This window comes from Mesorhizobium sp. M00.F.Ca.ET.216.01.1.1 (assembly GCF_004010325.2).
Classification (GTDB): Bacteria; Pseudomonadota; Alphaproteobacteria; order Rhizobiales; family Rhizobiaceae; genus Mesorhizobium.
Genome location: NZ_SADR02000662.1, coordinates 1 through 278, shown reverse-complemented (window position 1 = coordinate 278; position 278 = coordinate 1). Strand labels below are relative to the sequence as shown.

General features: G+C 62.9%; 1 protein-coding gene. It reads right to left on the bottom strand.

The window, feature by feature from the left end:
* Nucleotides 1-267, bottom strand: a 267-nt coding sequence (locus EN859_RS37840; RefSeq protein ID WP_245525909.1) for a CoA transferase, incomplete at its 3' end; no start/stop codon positions are given.
* Nucleotides 268-278: the final 11 nt, after the last annotated feature.

Sequence of the window (278 nt, the reverse complement as noted above, 5' to 3'; positions counted from 1 at the left end):
GAAATATCCGGCCCATTCGTCGCGTGTCTTTTGCCTGATCCTGGCGGCTATGGCGGCTCGCATCTGAGGCCAGGAGCTCCGGTCGTACTGGCTGTGGACGAAAGCGCGGTCGAGCGGCAGCAGGCTGGCGAATTCGGCGAAGAAGCGGGGTTCGAGACAGCCAATCGCAACATGCCGGCCGTCCGCCGTCTCATAGGTGTCGTAGAAGGGTGCGCCGGAATCGAGCAGGTTCTCACCGCGCCTGTCCTTCCATAAGCCCGCGGCCATAAAGGCGTGGA